At 35.4% G+C, this 6,343-nt stretch carries 8 protein-coding genes; all 8 read left to right on the forward strand.

What is annotated here, in order from left to right:
• The first annotated feature begins 211 nt into the window (after nucleotides 1-211).
• The 8 genes from ACTJFD_RS07015 to ACTJFD_RS07050 all read left to right on the forward strand — a co-directional run bounded on the left by ACTJFD_RS07015 (nucleotide 212) and on the right by ACTJFD_RS07050 (nucleotide 6,202).
• The gene (locus ACTJFD_RS07015; protein ID WP_442260625.1) at nucleotides 212-418 is read left to right on the forward strand and encodes a hypothetical protein; all 207 of its coding nucleotides are present in this window, start codon (nucleotides 212-214) and stop codon (nucleotides 416-418) included.
• 13 nt (nucleotides 419-431) lie between these two features.
• Nucleotides 432-911: a hypothetical protein gene (locus ACTJFD_RS07020; RefSeq protein ID WP_442260626.1), complete on the forward strand. Its 480-nt coding sequence runs from the start codon at nucleotides 432-434 to the stop codon at nucleotides 909-911.
• Nucleotides 912-1,166: 255 nt separating this feature from the next.
• Nucleotides 1,167-1,619, forward strand: a complete 453-nt coding sequence (locus tag ACTJFD_RS07025) for a terminase small subunit (protein ID WP_442260627.1) — start codon at nucleotides 1,167-1,169, stop codon at nucleotides 1,617-1,619.
• Nucleotides 1,606-3,030 carry a phage terminase large subunit gene (gene terL / locus ACTJFD_RS07030; RefSeq protein ID WP_442260628.1) on the forward strand — a complete coding sequence of 475 codons (1,425 nt, stop codon included), beginning with the start codon at nucleotides 1,606-1,608 and terminating at the stop codon, nucleotides 3,028-3,030. Before ACTJFD_RS07025 ends, terL begins: the two co-directional genes overlap by 14 nt.
• Nucleotides 3,021-4,505 (forward strand): phage portal protein, encoded by a 1,485-nt coding sequence (locus tag ACTJFD_RS07035; RefSeq protein ID WP_442260629.1) that lies wholly within the window; start codon nucleotides 3,021-3,023, stop codon nucleotides 4,503-4,505. Before terL ends, ACTJFD_RS07035 begins: the two co-directional genes overlap by 10 nt.
• On the forward strand, nucleotides 4,498-5,079 hold the full coding sequence (locus ACTJFD_RS07040) for a hypothetical protein (protein WP_442260630.1): 582 nt from the start codon (nucleotides 4,498-4,500) through the stop codon (nucleotides 5,077-5,079). Before ACTJFD_RS07035 ends, ACTJFD_RS07040 begins: the two co-directional genes overlap by 8 nt.
• Nucleotides 5,034-6,002: a polymorphic toxin type 50 domain-containing protein gene (locus tag ACTJFD_RS07045; protein ID WP_442260636.1), complete on the forward strand. Its 969-nt coding sequence runs from the start codon at nucleotides 5,034-5,036 to the stop codon at nucleotides 6,000-6,002. The genes ACTJFD_RS07040 and ACTJFD_RS07045 overlap by 46 nt, the downstream gene beginning before the upstream one ends.
• Nucleotides 6,002-6,202, forward strand: a complete 201-nt coding sequence (locus ACTJFD_RS07050; protein WP_442260631.1) for a hypothetical protein — start codon at nucleotides 6,002-6,004, stop codon at nucleotides 6,200-6,202. Before ACTJFD_RS07045 ends, ACTJFD_RS07050 begins: the two co-directional genes overlap by 1 nt.
• Nucleotides 6,203-6,343 lie beyond the last annotated feature (141 nt).

Below are 6,343 nucleotides of genomic sequence, written 5' to 3' on the forward strand. Positions count from 1 at the left end.
TAGTATATAAGGCAAAAAAGTGTGTACCGTATGTACTTTTGTCTGTAATCGTTGGGAGAGTAGGCTTTAAACGGTACATACTTTGATTTTTAAAGTGTGTACAAAGTATGTCCTTTTATAAAAGTGTGTACCGTTTAAATAGTGATCAATCAAATGATAATGTTTATGAACTATTTAGAAAATGCTTATTTAGAAAATGTGAGGTGATTACATGTCAGATGACATTCTAAAATTATTTTGGACTAATGTTGATTGGCATAGGAAAAATAAACAGATGTCATGGAGACATCTCGTCGGAGGAAACACTAGTTTAGCAATTAATTATAAGTTGAATGTTTCGTTAAAAAAAGTTGATGAGATTGCTAAAAAGCTTGATATTGATGATTACGCTATATTGTTTGAAGAATTAAATGAGTGATGGGAGTGTTAATATGAGATTTCAGTGGTTAAAAGATTATCAAGAGCTGGATGAACAAATTCTTTATTTAAAATGGAATCTCAATAAATCAAAGTTAGAATTAAATAGATGGGTTGAAGGGGATTTGGCGAAAGTAAAAATTGATAGAAATTCAAGATCATCAACATTAGAAGATAATATTGAAAAGATAGAAAATGAGATTGAGCGTTTGGATAATCAACGGTCAGAACTACTATTGTTGATTGACTCATTTTCAGGGCTTGATAATGAAATAGTGAAATTAAAATATATTAATAATTTAACTTTAGAAGAAATTGCAGAAGTAACTGGCTACAGTGCATCGTATATTAGAAAAAAGCATAGTGAGGTTAGAGGTATTTTAAATTTTGTTGATGACTATGAATCTAATCGGGAAGAAAGAATGAAAAAAAGAGAAGAGATAGATTATTATTCAGCTAAGATAAAGACTGATAGTCAGTTGCGTTTATTTTAAAATGTATCATAAATGTACTCTCATATATCTTATGTTGTTATTGCTTATGACAGGTTATTCTAATAGTGTTAATTTAACTTTTACCAGGTAGTAATGTCTCTCCGGACAAACTAAACTACCTGGTATTTTATTTACTATCAAACTGCTAAGCAACCCAAAAAATAAAATGAAAAGGAAGTGAAAGACTCCTTCAACTTCTTCGTGCTTAGTAGTTTCATGGTAAATAAGAAAAGGAAAGAAAGGAAGTGAAGAGTCATGAGACAGCCTACAAGGCAACAAAAACTATTTGTGGATGAATACTTGAAACTGAGAAAAAAGAATGCTACGCAGGCCGCGATTAGTGCTGGATACAGTTTTAAATCTGCATCGTCTCAGGCCTATCAACTCCTTCAAAATCCTATAGTTCTTGAATATTTGGATTTCAGAGAAAAACAACTTGAAAAAGAGCTAAAGCGTGAGTTTTTCTACGATGCGATTGATGCGCGTCGGATTTTATCTCAAGTGGTCAATAATCCAAAGTCAAAAGATGCGGATCGAATTAATGCAGCGAAAGATTTATTGGATAGGGCGGGGTATAAAGCGGTTGATGTTCATGAAATTCAAGCTCGTGTTCATACGAATGCGGATGGATTGACAGACGAAGAGCTAGAACAACGGATTGATGAGTTAAAACAAGAGTTAGCGATTCCTCGTGATGATGATGGATAAAGTTGCTGAGTATCGATTATTAAAGGAATTGAAAGAATTAGAGCGAGAGAAGTTATTGCGTAATGCACGCGATGACTTCTTTTCTTATTGTCAATTGACGGTTCCAGAAGTTTACAAGAATGATAGAGATTATTTAAAAGAGCTTTGTCATGAGTTTGAAGAGTTTCAGAAGTCTGATGAGGATATTCTTTTAATCAACGTCCCGCCTCGTCATGGTAAGTCGTTAACAGCAGGTCGCTTTGTTGAGTGGGGGCTTGGTAACAATCCTAAATTACGTTTTGCGACTGGTTCTTATAACGAAGAGATGGCAACAGACTTTTCTAAAGAAGTACGTGACATGATTGTTGAAGAACGCGTGACAGACGATCAGATTGTTTATACGGATGTTTTCCCGAATGCCAAAATGAAGCATGGCTCATCGGCGGCTAAAAGATGGGCGCTTCAAGGTGCTAAGTTGTCTTATTTAGCGACATCACCAAATGGTTCAGCAACTGGTAAAGGTTTTGACTGGTTGATTATTGATGATGTCATCAAAGGCATTCAGGATGCAACTAATGAGTTATCGCTTCAAAAGCAATGGGATTGGTTCACTAAACAAATGTTATCACGTGTGGAAAAAGGCGGGAAAATAGTCGTAATTATGACACGTTGGCATTCTAAAGATTTGGCTGGTCGAATCATTGATGAAATGCCTAAGGTGGGCTATAAACTCCGTATTTTTAAGAGAAAAGCTTTGCTGAATGAAGAAACAAACGAAATGCTTTGCTCAGGTATTTTATCATTTGAAGATTATAAGAAACGAGTAGCGGCTATTGGTCCATCAATCGCAAATGCAAACTATCAACAAAAACCGATTGACCAGGAAGGACGGCTTTACAAGTCATTCAAAACGTATGATGTTCGTTCTGAATACAAAAAAGTTTGGTCTTATACAGATACGGCAGATGAAGGTAAGGATTATCTGTGTTCGATTGTTTGGGGCGAAACTCATGACGGTCGAATTGAAGTGATTGACATCATTTATACTCAAAAGCCAATGGAATATACCGAAAAAGCAGTTGCTAATCAGTTTATAAACAACAAAGTTAACCATGCTCGTATCGAGTCAAATAATGGTGGTCGAGGCTTTGCAAGAAATGTGAGAGAAAAGATTAAAGGAAAGTCTGCAACAGCCGTCGTATGGTTTCATCAATCAGATAATAAAAATTCTCGTATTTATTCAAACTCTTACTGGATTGAACAGAATGTTTATTTTCCGTCAGATTGGTCAATACGTTGGCCTGAATATTATGAATCAATGACGACATATCAAGCGCAAGGAAAGAACGCTCACGATGACGCACAAAATGCGATAACGGGTATTGCAGAAACTATGACTAAGAAAAAAGGAGGCGTAAGTGTTTGGAAATAGAACAAATGAAAAAGTTAATCAAGGACAAAGAAGCAGAGCTTTCAGCATTTCAATCTAAAGCAGCAATTGCTAGACGGTATTATAAGAACGAAAATGATATTTTATCTGCTAAAAATCCATTAGATAAAGTAGGGCGTTCAAATGATGACAATCCATTAAGGAATGCAGATAATAGAATTAGTCACGGCTGGCATCCATTGTTATTAAATCAAAAAGCTTCTTATGCGATGTCTATTCCTCCTCGTTTTGACGTTGATGATGGTCAAAAAGATTTAACCTTTTTTGAGAAGTTCAAACAAATTTTTAGCAGCAAAAAAGGCAAGGTGAAAGATGACAGTATAAATAATGACATCCTAAAATTATTAGGCAATAGCTATTTTAAAGTGGCGAAAGACTTATGTGTAGATGCTGGTAATACGGGAATAAGTTGGGTTCATGTTTGGCGAGATAACGTTGACGGGTTCTTTAGATATTCGCAAGTTGAAAGCACACAGATTATTCCAATTTATTCAAATCGTTTAGGTGTTAAGACGCTTGAAGCAGTTCTACGAGTATATGAAACGTTGAATGAACAATCTGAGCGTATCGTTGTTTACGAATACTGGAATGACGTCGGTTGTTGGGCCTTTTCTAAAAAGATGGATGATGGAAGTAAGTTAAACGAGTACAGAATTTTTGATATTATCGACAAGTCAACAGATGCTAAAATCGATGACTCAAATTTTATTACACATGAGTGGGGTCGTGTGCCATTCATTCCGTTTAGAAACAATAATCAAGAGATGTCAGACCTCGACGCTATCAAGCGATTAGTTGATGTGTACGATAAAGTTTACAGTGGATTTGTTAATGATTTAGATGATGTTCAAGAAATTATATTCGTACTGACTAATTACGGTGGTGAGGATAAACGAGAGTTTTTAGAGGATTTGAAAAAGTACAAGATGGTTAAAATCGACTCAGACGGGGATGGCGAGAAGTCTGGCATTGATACTTTAGCGATTGATATCCCGATTGAAGCTAGAGTTAAAATTTTAGAAATGACTCGTGAGTCTATATTTGTTTTGGGACAAGGTGTGGACCCGCAAAAAAATATCAGTCAGAACAATAGTGGTGTAGCATTGAAGCAGATTTATTCTTTATTAGAGCTTAAATGTTCGATGCTCGAAACTGAATTTAGAGAAGGGTTTGCTGAGTTAATTAAGTTTATTTTAATCTATTTAGGTGAAGACCCTGACGTTATTATCGAACAAACATGGACTAGAACATCCATCAATAACGATTTAGAGAAAGCGGACATTATCAGCAAGTTATCAACGGTTACTAGTAAGTCAGCGATTGCCAAATCTAATCCTTTAGTGAGTGATTGGCAAGAAGAGATTATGGAACTTAATCAAGAGCTAACTGAAGATTTTAGAATGGAAGATGACTATAAACCAGTAACTAATCCAATTGTTGATGATGACGATGAGTAAGCCTAAATATTGGCAACGTCGCTTTCTTCAAATTGATATTGATCGTGAGAAAGACAATGAGGAATACATCAAAACACTTGATAAACGCATTGATCAGATGTCGCGAGAAATTAATCAGGAGATTCATTCGTGGGTTAAAAAATATGCTAAGAATGATAGTATCAGTGAAGATGATGCAAAGGAATTATTAAGTAAAACCGAACAAAAGAAATGGAAGATGTCGCTTGATGAATTTAAGCGTAAAGCTAAAGCTGGTGGTTATACTCAAGAACTAAACAGAGAGTATTATAAATCACGTATTAGTCGGCTGGAGCTACTTGAAGCACAGATAGCACATCGAATGGCTGAATATGCCAGCATCGAAAGAGAAAGCTTAGAACGTTATTTAGGCGAAGGATATCATGAGACGTATTTACGTAACATTTATGAGTTGGATGATTTGGGTTCATTAACAAGTGACTTCGCAGGTCTAACTACTAGTCAAATTGATACAGCCTTAAACGCTCGTTGGAAAGGTGGTAACTTCTCATCAAGGTTTGGGGTAATTATGTTAGAGACTTACCTAAAAAGTTAGATAAGACGTTAACAGCCAGTATGACGAACGGTTGGGGTGTTGATAGAACTGTTAAAGCAATGATGAAAAATATCGACTCGGGTCTTAGAAACAGAATGACGACTTTAGTTCAAACTGAAATGGCTCATTTAGCTGATGAGGCAAGTCAGCTTGCTTATGAGCGAAAGGGTGTTAAAGAGTATGAATGGCTTGCCACGCTTGAACTTCATACATGTGAGTTATGCGGAAATTTTGACGGTCAAACATTTATTGTTGGTTCAAAAAATGCGAAACGTCCTATTGTCGATAGTCACCCTAATTGCCGTTGTACGACTGTCCCATCTGTTAATTTCCCTGGTCTCAAGAGGTGGTCACGAGATCCAATTACTGGAAAAGGCAAGCTTGTTGATGATATGAGCTTTAACGAGTGGAGGGATAAGTACACTAATCCTGTGATGCTTAAAAAAGTACGTAACGAAAGTTCAGATAAAAAACAATATGGCAAGTACAAAGATATTTTAGGGAGTAAAGATAAACCTGAAACATTCGATAAATTTCAAGAAATGAAGTATAATGAAGATAGCGGATGGGACCAGCTTAAAGATAATTACTTTGTTAAATCTCGGTTAAAAGATGGTCGATATGGTTCAGTCATCAATCAAGATAAGCAAGCTCCGCATATGAGATCTACAGTTGCTGAAGGTAAAAGTTATTTTAATGATGATGTGAATGTGCAAGATTTATTTGATAAGTATGCTGGTACTGGAACTATTGAAAGGCAAAAAGATGGTGTCACTCGTAAAAATACAGAGCTTATAATTGCGAATGATTTTAAAGGCGTTGCTGTCAGTTTAAAGGGAAATCAAGAAACAAGTACTTTTAAAATTCATCACGCTAAAAAAAGAACACACATTGTACCAATCAAAGAAAGAGGTGAATCATAATGGATTTTGAAAGTTTTTTAGGCAAGCGGATTAAGGTAATATTCACAGATAATCAAGTTCTTGAAGGGTTCTGTAATACTTTTACAGGAAAACTTGATACAGAAGATGAACTTTATGATGAAATTACAATTGAAACTGATAAACATAAGTATGTTGGCTTTAATGAGAGTGAAGTAAAAGAAATCGAAATAATCAACTAATAGCATTTAACCAATAAAAAGGTTAGGTGCTATTTTTGTACCCAAAATGAAGTGAAGGAGCGATGAATTTGGAAGTTATTATCAATTGTCAATAGCGGTTTAAAAATGTAGGTTTATGGCGGTTTGAAATTGTCGGAAAAA

It is taken from the genome of Vagococcus sp. (genome assembly GCF_052102835.1).
Lineage (GTDB): Bacteria > Bacillota > Bacilli > Lactobacillales > Vagococcaceae > Vagococcus.

Coding starts and splice junctions, on each gene's coding strand:
- ACTJFD_RS07025 (WP_442260627.1), top strand. CDS start 1,167: ATGAGACAGCCTACAAGGCAACAAAAACTATTTGTGGATGAATACTTG.
- ACTJFD_RS07050 (WP_442260631.1), top strand. CDS start 6,002: ATGGATTTTGAAAGTTTTTTAGGCAAGCGGATTAAGGTAATATTCACA.
- ACTJFD_RS07040 (WP_442260630.1), top strand. CDS start 4,498: ATGAGTAAGCCTAAATATTGGCAACGTCGCTTTCTTCAAATTGATATT.
- ACTJFD_RS07015 (WP_442260625.1), top strand. CDS start 212: ATGTCAGATGACATTCTAAAATTATTTTGGACTAATGTTGATTGGCAT.
- ACTJFD_RS07020 (WP_442260626.1), top strand. CDS start 432: ATGAGATTTCAGTGGTTAAAAGATTATCAAGAGCTGGATGAACAAATT.
- terL (WP_442260628.1), top strand. CDS start 1,606: ATGATGATGGATAAAGTTGCTGAGTATCGATTATTAAAGGAATTGAAA.